Annotated in this window: 16 protein-coding genes; 6 read left to right on the top strand and 10 right to left on the bottom strand. The window is 42.3% G+C overall.

Features of this window, described 5'->3' with window-relative positions:
* Positions 1–34 precede the first annotated feature (34 nt).
* From uptA to AC07VD_RS10410, 3 genes are all read right to left on the bottom strand, one after another.
* Positions 35–631 carry an undecaprenyl phosphate transporter UptA gene (gene uptA / locus AC07VD_RS10420; RefSeq protein WP_003231529.1) on the bottom strand — a complete coding sequence of 199 codons (597 nt, stop codon included), beginning with the start codon at positions 629–631 and terminating at the stop codon, positions 35–37.
* Positions 632–703: 72 nt separating this feature from the next.
* Positions 704–1,597, bottom strand: coding sequence for a UTP--glucose-1-phosphate uridylyltransferase GalU (gene galU / locus AC07VD_RS10415; RefSeq protein WP_014479952.1), 894 nt, complete (start codon positions 1,595–1,597; stop codon positions 704–706).
* A gap of 6 nt (positions 1,598–1,603) precedes the next feature.
* On the bottom strand, positions 1,604–2,050 hold the full coding sequence (locus AC07VD_RS10410; RefSeq protein ID WP_046381058.1) for a GtrA family protein: 447 nt from the start codon (positions 2,048–2,050) through the stop codon (positions 1,604–1,606).
* 600 nt (positions 2,051–2,650) lie between these two features.
* On the opposite strand from AC07VD_RS10410, the gene xynD reads away from it, so the two are divergent.
* Positions 2,651–4,192, top strand: coding sequence for an alpha-L-arabinofuranosidase (xynD, locus tag AC07VD_RS10405; RefSeq protein WP_217017867.1), 1,542 nt, complete (start codon positions 2,651–2,653; stop codon positions 4,190–4,192).
* 132 nt (positions 4,193–4,324) lie between these two features.
* Complete coding sequence (gene xynC, locus AC07VD_RS10400) at positions 4,325–5,593, top strand: glucuronoarabinoxylan endo-1,4-beta-xylanase XynC (RefSeq protein ID WP_217017865.1); 1,269 nt, start codon at positions 4,325–4,327, stop codon at positions 5,591–5,593.
* Between the two features lie 266 nt (positions 5,594–5,859).
* Here xynC and AC07VD_RS10395 read toward each other — a convergent pair whose 3' ends face one another.
* From AC07VD_RS10395 to AC07VD_RS10385, 3 genes are all read right to left on the bottom strand, one after another.
* Entirely contained in the window at positions 5,860–6,123 is a 264-nt protein-coding gene (locus AC07VD_RS10395) for a YnfE family protein (protein WP_003231535.1), read from the bottom strand.
* Between the two features lie 65 nt (positions 6,124–6,188).
* The gene (gene eglS / locus AC07VD_RS10390) at positions 6,189–7,688 is read right to left on the bottom strand and encodes an endo-1,4-beta-glucanase EglS (RefSeq protein WP_124059919.1); all 1,500 of its coding nucleotides are present in this window, start codon (positions 7,686–7,688) and stop codon (positions 6,189–6,191) included.
* Between the two features lie 302 nt (positions 7,689–7,990).
* A complete protein-coding gene (locus AC07VD_RS10385; protein WP_130572418.1) occupies positions 7,991–9,388 on the bottom strand; it encodes an alanine/glycine:cation symporter family protein in 1,398 nt (465 codons plus the stop codon).
* Between the two features lie 510 nt (positions 9,389–9,898).
* On the opposite strand from AC07VD_RS10385, the gene AC07VD_RS10380 reads away from it, so the two are divergent.
* Positions 9,899–10,252: a hypothetical protein gene (locus AC07VD_RS10380; RefSeq protein ID WP_003245190.1), complete on the top strand. Its 354-nt coding sequence runs from the start codon at positions 9,899–9,901 to the stop codon at positions 10,250–10,252.
* Between the two features lie 25 nt (positions 10,253–10,277).
* Positions 10,278–10,403 carry a hypothetical protein gene (locus tag AC07VD_RS10375; RefSeq protein ID WP_003231548.1) on the top strand — a complete coding sequence of 42 codons (126 nt, stop codon included), beginning with the start codon at positions 10,278–10,280 and terminating at the stop codon, positions 10,401–10,403.
* Positions 10,404–10,449: 46 nt separating this feature from the next.
* On the opposite strand, the gene parC is transcribed toward AC07VD_RS10375, so the two are convergent.
* The 3 genes from parC to AC07VD_RS10360 form a co-directional block, all read right to left on the bottom strand.
* Positions 10,450–12,870: a DNA topoisomerase IV subunit A gene (gene parC / locus AC07VD_RS10370; protein ID WP_217017862.1), complete on the bottom strand. Its 2,421-nt coding sequence runs from the start codon at positions 12,868–12,870 to the stop codon at positions 10,450–10,452.
* A 3-nt stretch (positions 12,871–12,873) separates the two neighbouring features.
* The gene (gene parE, locus AC07VD_RS10365) at positions 12,874–14,841 is read right to left on the bottom strand and encodes a DNA topoisomerase IV subunit B (protein ID WP_003231552.1); all 1,968 of its coding nucleotides are present in this window, start codon (positions 14,839–14,841) and stop codon (positions 12,874–12,876) included.
* A 398-nt stretch (positions 14,842–15,239) separates the two neighbouring features.
* Complete coding sequence (locus AC07VD_RS10360; protein ID WP_003245606.1) at positions 15,240–15,647, bottom strand: CoA-binding protein; 408 nt, start codon at positions 15,645–15,647, stop codon at positions 15,240–15,242.
* 169 nt (positions 15,648–15,816) lie between these two features.
* Here AC07VD_RS10360 and plsY point away from each other — a divergent pair, with 169 nt between their 5' ends.
* Both plsY and AC07VD_RS10350 read left to right on the top strand, forming a co-directional pair.
* The gene (gene plsY / locus AC07VD_RS10355) at positions 15,817–16,398 is read left to right on the top strand and encodes a glycerol-3-phosphate 1-O-acyltransferase PlsY (protein ID WP_003231560.1); all 582 of its coding nucleotides are present in this window, start codon (positions 15,817–15,819) and stop codon (positions 16,396–16,398) included.
* 87 nt (positions 16,399–16,485) lie between these two features.
* Positions 16,486–16,773, top strand: a complete 288-nt coding sequence (locus AC07VD_RS10350; RefSeq protein ID WP_003231562.1) for a HesB/YadR/YfhF family protein — start codon at positions 16,486–16,488, stop codon at positions 16,771–16,773.
* A 30-nt stretch (positions 16,774–16,803) separates the two neighbouring features.
* Here AC07VD_RS10350 and AC07VD_RS10345 read toward each other — a convergent pair whose 3' ends face one another.
* Positions 16,804–17,103: a hypothetical protein gene (locus AC07VD_RS10345; protein ID WP_021479774.1), complete on the bottom strand. Its 300-nt coding sequence runs from the start codon at positions 17,101–17,103 to the stop codon at positions 16,804–16,806.
* Positions 17,104–17,113 lie beyond the last annotated feature (10 nt).

Below are 17,113 nucleotides of genomic sequence, written 5' to 3'. Positions count from 1 at the left end.
GGGAGCGTCAGTCACCCCTATGCATATCCGCTAACTATCGTTTAAATATGGCTGTACGTTTCTTAATCACAAAATAAAGGGCTATCACGACAACAGCCAATATCATAATCGGTGTTGTATAAGTGCCCGCTATATTCTCAACATCATCCCACTGGCTTCCTAGCTGTATGCCTAAATAAACAAACAGAATAGACCATGGAATGATAGCAAGCACAGTCAGTACCACAAATTTGAGAAAAGGCATTCTGGCAATACCTGCCGGAATGGATATGGCATGTCTGACAACCGGTATAAAACGAGCCGAGAAGACAACTCCGGCGCCGTATTTCTGAAACCAGTTTTCCGACATGTCGATATGATGCTTTTTAATCAATAAATACTTCCCGTATTTGTCCAGAAATGGCCTGCCGCCATAGCGGCCGATCCAGTAAATAAAGATCTGGGCAATGGTACCCCCGATAACACCCGCAATAATTGCGCCAATAAATCCAATCGTGCCTTCCGATACCATATAGCCGCCATAAGCTAATACAATCTCACTCGGAATGATTTCAATCATTAACCCAATCGCAATACCCGCATATCCCATGTTCGTCAGCCATGTTAAAATTTCGCTTATCAAACTGCCCACATTCTTCACAACCTGTCCTAATCTTTTTCACTATTATATGACTGATTGACGAGCAAGATGGTTACAATTTTTTTACCGCAGCATTTCTTTCGTTTCCCGTTTGATCACATCTTCTAAATAGGCCAAAAGCTGAGATCTCATTTCGGAACGCATTAAGCCGATTTCGGTGCTCGCTTTAAAACAGCCTAGCTTATCGCCAATGTCATATCGATTTCCTTCCAGCAGCCGGGCGTGGATCGGCTCCTTACGGCAAACCTCACGAAGCGCATCTGTCAGCTGAATTTCGTTGCCCGCGCCTCTGCCAATTGTCTTCAAAACGGAGAAGATCGAAGAATTCAGCACATAACGTCCCATTACTGCGATTTCCGAAGGTGCTTCTTCAGGAGAAGGCTTTTCCACTAAATCGTTCACTTCGTATACATGCCCTTGAGACCCTGATGTATTTATAATACCATATTTGCTGACATCCTCAGGGAGAACTGACTGTACACCGACAACCTCTGTGCCATAAACGTCATATACATCCATTAATTGCCGAAGAGCCGGTGTTTCAGACACCATAATATCATCACCTAAGAGAACGGCAAAAGGCTCATCTCCGATAAAATGCTCCGCACACAGCACCGCATGGCCTAATCCGAGCGGTTCTTTCTGGCGGATGTAATGAATGTTGGCCAAATCGGCAATCTGCTGCATTTCCTTAAGTGTCTCCGTCTTGCCTTTTTCCCGGAGATTGAATTCCAATTCCGCCGACCGATCAAAATGATCTTCAATCGAGCGTTTGTTTCTCCCTGTAATAATCAGTATATCTTCAATTCCTGACTCTGCGGCCTCTTCTACAATATATTGGATTGCTGGTTTGTCGACGATTGGGAGCATTTCTTTAGGCTGCGCCTTTGTCGCCGGCAGAAATCTCGTTCCTAAACCCGCTGCGGGTATAACCGCTTTTCTCACTTTTTTTCTCATTCATCTTCACTCCTGATCCTGTATGTTTTTCAGCGAATCTCCAAATACCCAGATTCGGTTTCCGATAAAATTCATCATCATTCCGCCGATAGTGGCGGCGAGCTTACTCACCAAAAGCGAGCAGCCGCAATTTTGAAACAAATAAAGCAGCAAAAAGGTGATCCCCGACGCGGCAATATTAATCATGAGAAAACGCACGATCTCTTTCCCGTCAGCCTTACCTTTCACACAAAACGTCCAATTCCGGTTCCACACATAGCTGTTGACGATACCTGCAGTATAGGAGCAGATCTGCGCCGGCAGATAAGAGACATGACAAGCGGTAAGAAGAAAGAAGACACCAAAATCTATCAGCGTATTGCCGACGCCTACGGTGCAAAAACGGCCTAATGTCTTTATTTTTTCTTTCAGCGTAACGAACCTCCCTTCATAAAAGATGCGAGTGGCAGTCATATTTGTTGATATGGATTACTATAGCGGACAGTGTTGAATAAACAATTAATAAAATATGAACAAAACATGAAAAAGCGGGTATACCGCTCAATAGTTCTTATACTCTTGAAAAAACAGCCGCATTGACGGCTGTTTTTTTGTGTCTGAAAACTATCTTTACATAAAAATATAAACGGAGTGTTAGCCCCATCTTATCAATGAATAAATGTATCCAGTTCCTTTGTAGAATCGAACACTAACTCCTCCAAAAGTTTCTATACACAATTTTTTTAATGATGTAGGATGTTAGATAAAGGGATATCTTGGATAATGATGTAATCTACGTTCGATGTGATTAGTGGGAGGCCATGAACAATCCTGTCTTTTTATTTTCTGGACAATGGTCGCTAGGAATGGGGAAATTTTTTTGAACAATTTTGAAGGAGTGGTGCGATCTCCTCGAAGGAAGGAGAGAATGGAAACACATGAAGATGAGCTTTCAGAACAGGAACTGGGAACATTGCTAAACAGCTTCCGGCTACTTTATGCGTGCGATCTTCATGACCTGTTGTTATCAAAAAGAAAATCCCCCATTTTAAGGAAAAAGGAGGATGTGAAGTGATGAGGAAAAAGTGTAGCGTATGTTTATGGATTCTAGTTTTATTATTGAGCTGCTTATCTGGGAAGTCTGCGTATGCTGCCACTAGTACTACAATTGCAAAACATATAGGGAATTCAAACCCGCTTATCGACCATCATTTGGGAGCGGATCCGGTTGCGCTGACCTATAACGGAAGAGTCTACATCTATATGTCAAGTGATGACTATGAATATAATAGCAACGGAACAATTAAAGATAATTCATTTGCCAATTTGAATAGAGTATTCGTCATATCTTCAGCGGATATGGTGAACTGGACAGACCACGGAGCCATTCCGGTAGCAGGTGCCAATGGAGCTAATGGAGGCCGTGGAATTGCAAAATGGGCAGGTGCATCCTGGGCACCGTCAATCGCAGTTAAAAAAATCAATGGCAAGGATAAATTCTTCCTTTATTTCGCAAACAGCGGCGGAGGTATCGGAGTTCTCACCGCAGACAGCCCGATTGGTCCATGGACCGACCCAATCGGAAAACCGCTCGTAACGCCAAGTACGCCAGGAATGTCTGGTGTTGTATGGCTTTTTGATCCGGCAGTATTTGTAGATGATGACGGAACCGGTTACCTGTATGCCGGGGGAGGCGTTCCTGGCGGTTCAAATCCAACGCAGGCACAATGGGCCAATCCTAAAACGGCTAGAGTCATAAAATTAGGGCCTGATATGACGAGTGTTGTTGGAAGTGCATCTACAATTGATGCGCCTTTCATGTTTGAAGATTCGGGATTGCACAAGTATAACGGAACATATTACTATTCCTATTGCATCAATTTCGGCGGCACGCATCCGGCCGATAAACCCCCGGGTGAGATCGGCTACATGACAAGTTCAAGTCCCATGGGCCCCTTTACATATAGAGGGCATTTCCTGAAAAATCCGGGTGCATTTTTCGGAGGCGGCGGAAACAACCATCATGCTGTTTTCAATTTTAAAAACGAGTGGTATGCAGTGTACCATGCTCAAACTGTCAGTTCCGCTTTGTTCGGGGCCGGCAAAGGATACCGTTCTCCCCATATTAATAAGCTGGTGCATAATGCAGATGGATCTATTCAAGAGGTAGCGGCAAATTATGCAGGTGTAACACAGTTTTCCAATTTAAACCCATATAACCGGGTAGAAGCTGAAACGTTTGCTTGGAATGGACGCATTTTGACAGAGAAATCGACAGCACCCGGCGGGCCAGTAAATAATCAGCATGTAACAAGTATTCAAAATGGAGACTGGATTGCTGTAGGAAATGCAGACTTCGGAGCGGGCGGTGCCAGGACATTTAAAGCAAATGTAGCATCCACTATAGGCGGGAAAATAGAAGTGCGCCTCGACAGTGCAGACGGTAAACTTGTAGGAACCCTAAATGTACCTTCAACAGGTGGAGCGCAAACGTGGAGGGAAATAGAAACTGCGGTAAGCGGGGCAACCGGCGTGCACAAAGTATTCTTTGTATTTACCGGAACAGGTACAGGAAACTTGCTTAATTTCGATTACTGGCAGTTTACGCAACGATAGCACGGATAATGGGACCGTTTAAAAACAGACGGGTTGATGCACCGGCCAACATACCGGAGCAGCCCGCCATTATGGATATGCCGGTCAGATTTTCTAATACAGTAAAAGACACATTACGAAGGAGAGGAATAAATGATTCCACGCATTAAAAAAACAATTTGTGTATTATTAGTATGTTTCACTATGTTGCCAGTCATGTTAGGGCTAGGCGCTACTGAAGTTTTGGCAGCTAGTGATGTAACAGTTAATGTATCTGCAGAGAAACAAGTGATTCGCGGTTTTGGAGGGATGAATCACCCGGCTTGGATTGGGGATCTTACAGCAGCCCAAAGAGAAACTGCTTTTGGCAATGGACAGAACCAGTTAGGATTTTCAATCTTAAGAATTCATGTAGATGAAAATCGAAATAATTGGTATAAAGAGGTGGAGACTGCAAAGAGTGCGGTCAAACATGGAGCAATCGTTTTTGCTTCTCCTTGGAATCCTCCAAGTGATATGGTTGAGACCTTTAATCGTAATGGTGACACATCGGCTAAACGGCTGAAATACAACAAGTACGCAGCATACGCGCAGCATCTTAACGATTTTGTTACCTTCATGAAGAATAATGGTGTGAATCTTTACGCGATTTCGGTACAAAACGAGCCTGATTACGCTCACGAGTGGACGTGGTGGACGCCGCAAGAAATACTTCGCTTTATGAGAGAAAACGCCGGCTCGATCAATGCCCGCGTCATTGCGCCTGAGTCATTTCAATACTTGAAGAATTTGTCGGACCCAATTTTAAACGATCCGCAGGCTCTTGGCAATATGGATATTCTCGGAACTCACCTGTACGGCACTCAGGTCAGCCAATTCCCTTATCCTCTTTTCAAACAAAAAGGAGCAGGGAAGGATCTTTGGATGACGGAAGTATACTATCCGAACAGTGATAACAACTCGGCGGATCGATGGCCTGAGGCATTGGATGTTTCACATCATATTCACAGTTCGATGGTAGAGGGAGATTTTCAAGCTTATGTTTGGTGGTACATCCGAAGATCATACGGTCCTATGAAAGAAGACGGCACGATCAGCAAACGCGGCTACAATATGGCTCATTTCTCAAAGTTTGTGCGTCCCGGCTATGTAAGGATTGATGCAACGAAAAACCCTAATGCGAACGTTTACGTGTCAGCCTATAAAGGTGACAACAAGGTCGTTATTGTTGCCATCAATAAAAGCAACACAGGAGTCAACCAAAACTTTGTTTTGCAGAATGGATCTGCTTCAAACGTATCTAGATGGATCACGAGCAGCAGCAGCAATCTACAACCTGGAACGAATCTCACTGTATCAGGCAATCATTTTTGGGCCCATCTTCCAGCTCAAAGCGTGACAACATTTGTTGTAAATCGTTAAGAGCACAAAGACACACATAAATAATAGAGTGTCTGAATTGGCGATTTTCCGATTGGGAAATCGCTTTTTTATTTTGTTGCTGAATTACAGGAAGAAGAAAGGATGTACATAAAAACAGCAAAGGTTTAATCTTCATCTTTCCTAGTTTACATAATATATATTCTAGGAAGTAATTAAAATAAATAAATTTCTGTCTCAATATCAAAGTATACTTAAGTTAGTGAGACAGAAATTGAAATTTTGAAATTTTACTGCTGAATGACAAATCAAAAAAATGGTGTTGTCAATCCATAATAAACTGCTTCTAAATCCTCCAGCGTCATATCGCCATATGCGCATTTGATAACAGAATCAGCAAACACATCATAGTCATAATCTGTAGAAAATCCTTGCTGCAGCTGTTTTTCGTAAACTTCGATCTGATCTTTTTGATGCTGGATGTCTTTTTCCTTACCTGGATAGTCCGGACCATTTATCATATTACTCATTTTTTTGTACAGCACCATATACTGTTTCAGTATTTCATCCACAACGCAAACCTCCTATTAGATGATAAAAACGGACATCGTTACTGATGTCCGCCAAAAAAGCTTAACTAATTTGGTTCTGTTCCCCAAATCAGTTTTCCTTGATCATATAATGTGATTTTTTTCGTTGTTTTAAACGTATTTGATTTGAAAAAGGAATAATCGCCGCTTTGTTCATAATTGCTCCAGTCATCATTGTGAAGACGAAGCTGAATATTCCCTGTGCTTGCTCCCGGTGCCAACGTTCCGTTTTTAAATCCAAGTTCCAGATAGGTATCTGCACCTTGCTTTGGCTTATGCAACGTCACAAACTTGTGTGTCACATTGCCGCATCCAATCTGCGCGTAGTCACAGTCAAAGTTTTGGCCTTTGTTTTTCGCTTTATACCAGTAACGGGCAGTGACATCTTTTAAATCAACCGTGGTATTGCCGTTATTTTTTATTTGAAGCTGCGGACGGATTTGGTTGCTGTTCATACTCCCATCCCCTGCTCTGTATTGTACAGAAATACCGTTTTCCTGTGTGGGTTTATCTTTTGCTGGCGTTTCAGGAATATCCCTCGTCGAATCTTTGGTGCCGAGAATGTTTTCTCTAACGAATGTTCCTGAAGCAGATAAATCTGACAACCGCCAGCCGCCTGTTTTAGATGCCCCCGGCTTTAAAGCTGAGGATGATTCCTGCTTATCAGAAAGATTCCAGTTCACCCAGCTGATGGTCTTGCTGTCGAGATAATTCAGCCATTCCCGCGACTGGTCCAGGAATACACCGCCATTGCCAGACGCGTCGCTTGTTCCCCATTCTGTCACAAAAACAGGTGCTCCTTTGCTGAGTGCATAGTTTGCTTTATCCCGTAAAAATTGGCCGTGTGTGCCGGCATAAAAATGAAGTGCGTACATAACGTTTGCATCTTTTAGCTGGTCATCGGCAGCATCATTTACATCCTGGCTCCATGTACCGGTTCCGACAATGATGATGTTGTCTGGATCATTTTTGCGGATAACGGAAATCACTTCTTCCGCATACGGTTTAATATCACGCTTCCAGTTCACATCACCGTTTGGTTCGTTTGCAATTTCATAAATGACGTTTGGCGTGTTACCGTAAAGACTTGACATTTCCTTGAAGAATTCTTTTGCCTTCTCTTTATTTTGGTTTGGATTACCGTCATTTAAGATATGCCAGTCAATGATGACATATATCCCAAGCTCTTTTGCCGCTTCAACCGCTTCTTTTACTTTATTTTTCACGGACGGGTTGTCAATATAACCGCCATCTGCCGTATACATCGCTGCACGGAAAACGGTGATACCCCAATCGTCCCTCAGCCATTTTAAGCTGTCTTTATTGACATATTCTCCATACCATTGCAATCCGTGTGAACTGATCCCCTTCAGCTGTACCGCTTTACCGTCTCGGTTAACGAGCTGTGTACCTTTTATGCTAAGCTGGCCATTCTTGGCTACTGGCGTTTTTGTCCCTGCTGCTGATGCCGGCGAAGCCATCATGCCGCCCATTGTCAATAACGTAATCAATAAACACGTAATAAAAATAGAGATTGACCGTTTCATATCTGATCTTTTCCTCCTTCGCATCATTTTGGCTCTCCACTTCTTATGAGCACGAACTCATTGTAAAAATCTTTCTCATGATTGTCTATCAACCTAATTTCTTGTTTTTGGGAGGTTTAAAAGCCTGTCAATTTGCTCTATCTCCATTGAATAAGACACACATGACACATATAGAACAAAGAAAACTGGACTGAATTGGGACTTTACACGTCATTTTTCATTCGAGTCGAAAAATTAAATTTATTTCCAATAATGAAAAAGCTGCATTCAACTATTGAATGCAGCTTTGTTTTATATTTAAATTATGCTTCTTGTTTCTCATCTTCCCATGTTTCAGCGTTTTTCAGCCCTGGGATGTTTTTCGCTTTAAACACAGGATCAAGTCCTTGCTTACGCTGTTTCGCGTAATCTTTATACACTTTGTAGGCAACGTTTGACAGCAGCGTAATCACAATTAAGTTGATCAGCGCCATGATACCCATAAAGAGGTCCGCCATATCCCAAACGATTTGGAAGCCTGATAAAGATCCATACACAACCATAGCAATTACAGCGATACGGTAAATGTTCAGCCATGTTTTGCTTGTTTTAATAAATTCAATGTTTGTCTCGCCATAATAATAGTTGCCGACAACTGAACTGAATGCAAACAAGAACATTGCGACTGCGATGAAAGTCGGCGCCCAGCCTCCAATGTGATGGTTAAGAGCAGCCTGTGTGACTTGGATGCCGTCGCCTTTTGGTGTTACACTGTACAGCAAAATAATAAATGCTGTGGACGTACATATGATAAATGTATCGAAAAATACGCCTAATGTTTGAATAAAGCCTTGCTTTGCCGGATGGGATACATGAGCCGTCGCAGCCGCGTTTGGTGCGCTCCCCATTCCTGCTTCGTTTGAAAAAAGTCCGCGCTGCGCACCGATAACGATGATGCCGCCTATTCCGCCGCCGACGACTTGTTCAAAACCTAAAGCATTTTTAACAATTGTAGCGATCACGCCAGGGAAAGCCGTAATATTCGTGATGACAACAAATAAAGCGATAAGGATATAAATGCCTGCCATAACCGGCACAATTAACTGTGAAACAGCGACAACACGTTTTAAACCGCCGAAAATGATAAACGCAGTTAAAACCGCCAGAACTATGGCTACAACTATTTTATTCACATGGAATGCGCCATCCAATGCTCCAGCAATTGTATTTGTTTGAACAGCATTAAAAATCAAGCCGAATGAGACGGTAATTAAGACAGCAAAAACGATGCCAAGCCATCTCGCTCCAAGACCCTTTTGAATGTAGTAAGCCGGGCCTCCGCGGAAATCCTCCCCGTCTCTCACCTTATAAAGCTGCGCTAACGTACTCTCAACAAAGCTTGAAGCCATACCTACTGCAGCTACTACCCACATCCAAAATACAGCGCCTGGTCCGCCTGTCGCAATTGCTAAGGCTACACCAGTCAAATTCCCTGTGCCGACTCGGGATGCGGCCGAAATAAAGAATGCCTGCATAGATGAAACACCTTTATTTCCTTCCGGCTTCTCCCCTACTATTCTGAACATTTCAATAAAATAACGGAATTGGATAAAACCAAAACGTATGGTAAAAAATAATCCAAGCCCTATTAAAATATAAAATAGGTAATTCCAGATGAAATCACTTGGAATATTAATTAAACTATTGAAAAAAGACTCCATATTTACCTCCCGTTTTCATCAATTCAACACGAATTCGATTTTGATGTTAGATTTTTTAACATAACGAGTTTTATTATATCACAATATGACGAATTAGGAAGTTTTTTCGAGAAGAATATTGTCATAGCCAGATGTTACTCTGTCGATCCCTTCTCTATTATTTTCCTACGAATAAAAACATTCCTTGCAAGCTGGCTTTTTAAAAAAAGTGCCCTATTAACAATGTAATCATTTCTTCCCATTCTCTTGCCTTTCCCTTTGATTTAGCACATAAATAAAGTAATAAACCCTAAACAACAAACATATCATCTAAAATATGTTTTTATTCACACCATAAACCGGGTATACATACGCTAATAAAAGAAGTTTTCTCTTTCAAAAATAAGCAAAAAGATATATACTTAACAAGGTTAAATTTATTTTTAAATTTAATAAATCAGGTTTACTTTTAGGATGGATTGGGGTATTATTATAAAAATATTCAGTAATATTAAAGGAGGGGGAGATCATTTGAAAAAAGTAACGATATTGAAAGCATCCATCTTATTCTTGGCGATTGCCAGTTTTCATTTGTTCTCAATTCCCCACGCCTTTGATATCGGCCATCATTATAAAGCCGTAGCCGACCAGCAGGAAATGCATGAGATGAAAGCCGGCCAAAATGCTGATGATGAGAAGAAATCCATCACAGGGGCATTTACGCTGACCGCTTTATGGGCAATGGCTGTTCTGCTGCTGACCGCTGAAAGCAAAAGTACGGGATACTCCCGCAGACGTCAGCGGAAAAAAAGCTTTATACTGGCCAAATTTTATCAATCGTCTTATTTCGGCAAACTTCATGTTCAACATCACCCGATTATGTAACGAAAATATGAGGAGGCTGTTAAACATGTTGTTTATCTTAAGAATGGTGATTTTAGGCTTATTTTCTTTCACAGCGCTGAATTTATTTGTATGGCAGGGGATTGAAGTCATTCATGCTGTAACAGATCTATTCACCAACCATGAAAGCTGATAAAAAACAAACGAAACCCGCTCATATAGTATGAGCGGGTTTTTTATTATTGTTCTGTATGAAGGCGCCAAACAGCTGTAACCTTGCCTGATTCCTCTTCATCAAAAAAGAAAGAGCCATTGCTGTATCTGTCGTTTGTCCGCAACTCTTTTGCCTGCAGTTCTTTTCTGTCGCCTTTTTCTGTTTCTGCCATTAGTCGCTGTTCAAGACCGCAAGCGAACAGTGCTACAACACGGTGAGGATTCTTTTTCAGTTCCCTTAGCATTACGACACCGCGTTTTGCGCGGGATGTCTTCTCGAACTCAGAAAGACTCATGCGTTTTACCGCTCCCCGCTGTGTGAACAAGACAATTGAATCAGATTGCTGAAGGATCTCACCGGAGACAACAAAGTCATCCTCTTTTAAGTTAATCCCTTTGACACCTGCCGCACGCGCGCCAACTACATTCACTTCGTCTTCTCCAAACCATAGACCGTACCCTAAGTGAGTGGCCATAAAGATCTGGCTTTCCCCATTTGTTACATGTACATCAATCAGTTCATCTTCACCCTTCAGATTTAAGGCCACAAGCGCCTTAGAATAACGCTGTGCTTTATAATGGGTGAGCTCTGTCTTTTTCACCATCCCGTTTTTCGTAAAGAATAGAAGATATGCCGACGGATCAAATTCTTTTATCGGTATGGCCTTTACAATCGTTTCATCACGGTCAATAGTGATCAGATTTGAAAAATGCTGGCCCATGTCCTTCCATCTGATATCAGGCAGCTGGTGAACAGGACAATAGATGTAGCTTCCTTTGTTCGTAAAGAGCAGCAGCACGTCTGTCGTATTCATTTCAAACTGATGCAGCATCCTGTCCGTATCTTTCATTCCGAAGTCCTGACCGTTGGAAGCGGCAAATGAGCGCTGGCTCGTCCGTTTTAGGTAACCATCCTTCGTAACGGTTACATATACATCCTCAGATGCAACCATGACTTCGAGATTGATTTTAATTTCTTCAATTTTTTCTTCAATCACGGAGCGTCTCGTATCTGCATATTTCTTTTTCAGTGCTTTTAAGCTGTTTGTAATCACTTTTAGCAGTTTTTTATCATTGCTCAGAATAGATTCGAGCTCTTCAATTTTTTTACCGAGCTCTTCTGCCTCTTCCTTAAGCGCTGTGATATCGGTATTGGTTAAACGATATAGCTGCAATGACACGATGGCTTCAGCCTGAGGCTCCGTAAATTCATATTTCGCGATCAAATTGTTTTTAGCGTCACGTTTATCGCTAGAAGAACGGATTGTTGCAATCACTTCATCCAAAATAGACAAAGCTTTCATGAGTCCTTCTACGATATGATGTCTGTCTTTTGCTTTTTGAAGCTCGTAAACGGAACGGTTTGTGACAACTTCCTTTTGGTGTCCGATATATGCATCCAAAATAGACGGCAGGCTCATCAGCATCGGACGGCGGTTATGGATAGCCACCATATTGAAGTTATATGTGATCTGCAAATCAGTGTTTTTGTATAAGAAATTCAAAATACCTTTGGCATCAGCTTCTTTTTTCAGTTCAATGACCACTCTCAGCCCTGTTCGATCCGTTTCATCACGAACCTCTGAGATGCCTTCAACCTTTTTATCAATACGGAACTCGTCCATTTTTTTTACAAGGTTTGCTTTATTTACTTCAAATGGAATTTCAGTAATGACAATTTGTTCTCGTCCGCCTCTGATTGTTTCAATTTCAGCATTTCCGCGGATAATGATTTTTCCTTTTCCGGTTTCGTAAGCTTTTCTTATCCCGTCAACGCCCTGAATAATACCGCCTGTCGGAAAATCAGGTCCTTTAATGACTTCCATAAGTTCATCAACAGAACAAGATGGCATTTGAATACGCTTAATGACAGCATCAATGACTTCTCCCAGATGATGAGGGGGAATGTCGGTCGCGTATCCTGCTGAAATCCCGGTAGATCCGTTGACCAATAGGTTAGGAAACATCGCCGGGAGTACGACAGGCTCCTTGCTTGTATCATCAAAGTTCGGCACAAATTCAACCGTGTTTTTGTCAATATCCCGAAGAAGCTCAGATGCAATCGGAGATAATCGTGCCTCTGTATAACGCATGGCTGCCGGGGGATCTCCGTCGATGCTTCCATTGTTTCCATGCATTTCGATTAACACATTACGAACTTTCCAATCCTGGCTCATCCGCACCATTGCTTCATAAACCGAGCTGTCACCGTGCGGATGATAGTTACCGATGACGTTACCGACCGTTTTGGCCGCTTTTCTGAAGTTTTTATCAAACGTGTTTCCATCTGTATGCATCGCATACAGAATTCTGCGCTGTACCGGCTTTAATCCGTCTCTCGCATCGGGCAGCGCCCTGTCTTGAATAATATATTTACTGTAGCGTCCAAAACGGTCGCCGATCACCTCTTCTAATGGTAAATCATGAAATAATTCTGGCTGTGACAATCATTAAACCTCCTCAGCGACCGATAAGTTTTCATTTTCTAAAATATTGCTTTCTTCATCTAAGCCGAAAGCGACGTTTTTCTCAATCCACTTTCTGCGCGGCTCTACTTTGTCTCCCATTAACGTCGTCACACGTCTCTCTACACGTGCCGCATCGTCAATTTTGACCCTAACAAGTGTGCGGGACTCCGGATTCATCGTCGTTTCCCACAGCTGGTCTGCGTTCATCTCTCCAAGACCCTTATATCGTTGAATGGTATAGCCTTTGCCGACTTTTTTCAGGACATCACCCATCTCTTCATCAGACCATGCATATTCAATGATTTCCTTTTTCCCGCTTCCTTTACTGACCTTATATAAAGGTGGCAGCGCAATGAACACCTTGCCATGCTCAATGAGCGGTTTCATATAGCGATAGAAAAAGGTAAGAAGCAGCACTTGAATATGGGCGCCGTCAGTATCGGCATCAGTCATAATGATGATTTTGTCGTAGTTGATGTCATCGATTGAGAAATCTGCCCCGACTCCCCCGCCGATCGCATGAATGATCGTATTGATCTCTTCATTTTTAAAGATATCAGCAAGCTTAGCTTTTTCTGTATTAATGACTTTACCGCGTAAAGGCAGAACCGCCTGGAATCTGCGGTCTCTTCCCTGCTTGGCTGACCCGCCTGCTGAATCTCCCTCAACGAGATACAATTCATTTTTTGCCGGGTTTCTTGAACCCGCAGGCGTCAGCTTTCCGCTTAAAGTCGCTTCTGATTTTTTTCGTTTTTTGCCGCTTCTTGCTTCTTCACGGGCTTTGCGTGCCGCTTCGCGCGCCTGACTCGCCTTGATTGCTTTTTTGACAAGAAGCGTTGCGGTGTCCCGATTTTCCTCTAAAAAGTAAGCAAGCTGCTCTGAAACAATCGCATCCACCGCTGATCTTGCTTCACTGGTACCGAGCTTTCCTTTTGTTTGTCCCTCAAATTGAAGAAGCTCCTCAGGAATGCGGACAGAAATAATGGCTGAAAGCCCTTCCCTTATATCGGTGCCTTCAAGGTTCTTATCCTTTTCTTTCAGCAAAGCCACTTTTCGCGCATATTCATTAAAAGCACGCGTCATCGCAGTTTTTGCACCTGACTCATGCGTCCCGCCGTCTTTTGTTCTGACATTGTTGACAAACGACAAAATATTTTCAGAATAACCATCGTTAAACTGGAACGCAAAGTCCACTTCTATAGAATGATGCTCACCCTCAAACGAGACCACTTCAGACAAGACGTCTTTTTCTTCATTTAAGTAAGCAACAAACGCTTCTATGCCGTTTTCATAATAAAAGACCTCACGCTGGTCATTGCGTTCATCAATCAGCTCAATTTTCAGTCCTTTTAACAAAAACGCAGACTCTCTTAAGCGCTCAGAGAGCGTTTCAAAATTATAAGTGGTTGTGCTGAACATCGTTGGATCTGGCTTAAAGTGTGTAAGAGTTCCCGTCTTTTTTGTTTTGCCGATCTTTTCGAGAGATGTAACCGGTTTTCCTCCATTTTCAAATCGCTGCTGATAGACAAAACCGTCCCGCTCAATGGTAACCGTCAGCCATTCAGATAAAGCATTCACGACTGATGCACCAACTCCGTGGAGCCCGCCGCTTGTCTTATAGCCGCCTTGGCCGAATTTTCCTCCGGCATGAAGCACCGTTAAAATCACTTCAGGGGTTGGTTTGCCGAGCTTATGCATTCCGGTCGGCATGCCGCGGCCTCTATCCTGTACAGAAATACTATTGTCTTTATGTATTTTGACGATTATGTGATCTCCATGGCCGGCAAGCACCTCGTCGACAGAGTTATCTACAATTTCATAAACCAAGTGGTGCAAACCCCGCGCGTCAGTAGAGCCAATATACATACCCGGCCTTTTCCTGACAGCCTCAAGGCCTTCGAGCACCTGTATGGCATCTTCGTTGTAATCAAATTGCTGTTTTCTAGCCAAACGTACAAACCCCTTTCAAAAACTAACATTGTCTTTCTCTTTTCAGTGTTACACATCATTTGTATATAAGATATTTTTTATAAACCTCGCCTCGAGCCAGTACTGCCTTGGACTCCTCATTATAACCAATATGTTTGCAATCGCAACATAGAGCTAACGAATCAGTTCTTCTCAAAACATCGGCTAGTGCTGTTTTTACACTATGAGAACGTATGTTTGTTTATTATATATAAAGCAGCAGACCTTCGCAAATCGAACGGCCGAAACCCAGCTGGACAAGGTATTCAAAAAAAGCTGTTCAAGCTTTATTGTATCTGTTTCACCGTAATACGCAAACAATATCTTAAAATTAAAAAGCAAAAATCCTTGAATTTACAAGGATTTTTGCAGTTCTGCACCTATTTTGTTACAGCGTGTGCCACTTTTATGCACAGATCCATGATAACCGTTCTGCCTTTTTCTTTTAGCATCTGGTATGCTTCCTCATTAACTAGCCCTTGCTGTGCCCAAAATACTGGCGCATCTGTCTCTAAAAACTCTTCCGCCACTCCAGGAAGCTGTTCTGAGCGCCGGAATACATTTACGATGTCAATCGGACCGTCTATCTCTTTTAAAGATGAAACGGCTTTGACACCTAGCGCCTCATCAATTGTAGGATTCACAGGGATAATTTCATAACCCGCGTCCTGCATTGCTTTTGAAACCATATGTGACGTTCTATCCGGACGGTCTGAAAGCCCTACTACCGCTATACGTTTGCTTCTTTGAAGAATCTCTTTAATTTCCGCTTTAGAAGGGTTTTGCATCGTGTGTCACTCCTTTTTCACTTATTTTACACGATCAAAACAGGAGAAATCAAAATATGATGCATGTTTGATTGGATTTGTAAGCAAACTTTACAAAAAAACTTATCATCAGATCATGACATCTCATGTTAAAATAAAAAGAAGGGAATTTGAAAAAGGAGAAATGTAGATGTTAATTGCTTTATTGATTATTTTGGCCTACTTGATAGGCAGCATTCCATCTGGCTTAATTGTGGGCAAGCTTGCCAAGGGAATTGATATTCGGGAGCACGGAAGCGGCAATTTAGGCGCTACCAATGCATTCCGTACATTGGGTGTAAAAGCTGGTTCGGTCGTCATAGCCGGAGATATTTTGAAAGGGACACTGGCAACTGCATTGCCTTTTCTCATGCATGTTGATATTCACCCGCTTCTTGCAGGAGTCTTTGCGGTTTTAGGCCACGTGTTTCCCATCTTCGCCAAATTTAAAGGCGGTAAAGCCGTGGCGACATCAGGAGGCGTTTTGCTGTTTTACGCACCCCTGTTATTTATCACGATGGTTGCGGTATTCTTCATCTTTTTATACTTGACTAAATTTGTTTCTCTCTCATCGATGTTAACAGGGATCTATACTGTTATATATAGCTTCTTTGTCCATGATACGTATTTATTGATTGTCGTTACCCTGCTCACTATTTTTGTGATATACAGACACCGAGCGAACATTAAACGAATTATCAATAAAACAGAACCTAAAGTAAAATGGTTATAAGCTTAAAAAACTTCTCTTTTGACACAGAATAGCCTAATACGTTTATAATAGAGAAAATTCAAATGAAGAACAAAGGGGTGTTCTGTTATGAATATGACAATTAACGAAGACGCATTGAACTGGTATAAAGAAGAACTCGATTTGGAAAGCGGAGACCAGGTTCGCTTTTTCGTCCGCTATGGAGGCTGCAGCAACGTTCAAAAGGGTTTTTCTCTCGGTGTAGCGAAAGATGCCCCACAAGAGGCTGGAGTCACTGCAGAAGCTGACGGCATTACCTTCTTTATTGAAGAAAGTGATTTATGGTACTTTGATAACCACGACCTTCTCGTCAGCTATTCAGAAGACGCTGATGAACCGGTTTTTGAATACCAATAAAAAAGAACGCACATCATGTGCGTTCTTTTTTTACAAATGAAATCGTATAAGATGATCGGTTAGGTTTTCTTGTTCCAAAACATATTTTTGTGTTTCACCCAGCAGATCAAAGTGAGGAAATTCACTTTTCTTATGGATCCATTCTTTTTTTAACCCGTACGCCGCTCCCCACTGAACCAGCTTATCAATGTCTGCACAGCCGGCTTTTGTCACAGTCCTTGCTTCCGGAAATCGGTCATCCAGCCAGTAATGTGTTAAAAATGCGATTTCTCCTCTTTTTACTGCTTGTTTCCACCGGTTAAGTTCCTCCCGTTTCACACCAAACGCCATATTCCGTTCA

The organism is Bacillus sp. GW821-FHT01G09 (genome assembly GCF_059422205.1).
The sequence above is the reverse complement of the archived record's forward strand: the minus strand, read 5'-3'. Positions and strand labels throughout refer to the sequence as shown.